Below are 259 nucleotides of genomic sequence, written 5' to 3' on the forward strand. Positions count from 1 at the left end.
GACTGGCTTTGATGAAGTTGCGGGCGTGGCAGAGACGACCGCTCGCGCACTTGGCGTGAATGTTGGTGCCGCCTACAAGGCTCATCTGGATACGGACGCCATAAACGTACGGATGGCAGGTCTGGCCTTGCATGATGGCGATATGCCGCTACGGCAGCTCGGATTGGGTTCCAGGCGTATGCTCACCACCGGATTGCAGAAGCAGGCACTGCGCACACCGCATATCACCCTGTTTGATGAGGTAGAAATTGGGCTTGAA

General features: G+C 57.1%; 1 pseudogene. It reads left to right on the plus strand.

The annotated features are described in order from the left end of the window. Window positions 1–259: pseudogene (locus CH341_RS34980) on the plus strand (ATP-dependent nuclease); the annotation flags it as partial.

It is taken from the genome of Rhodoplanes roseus, assembly GCF_003258865.1.
GTDB lineage: Bacteria > Pseudomonadota > Alphaproteobacteria > Rhizobiales > Xanthobacteraceae > Rhodoplanes > Rhodoplanes roseus.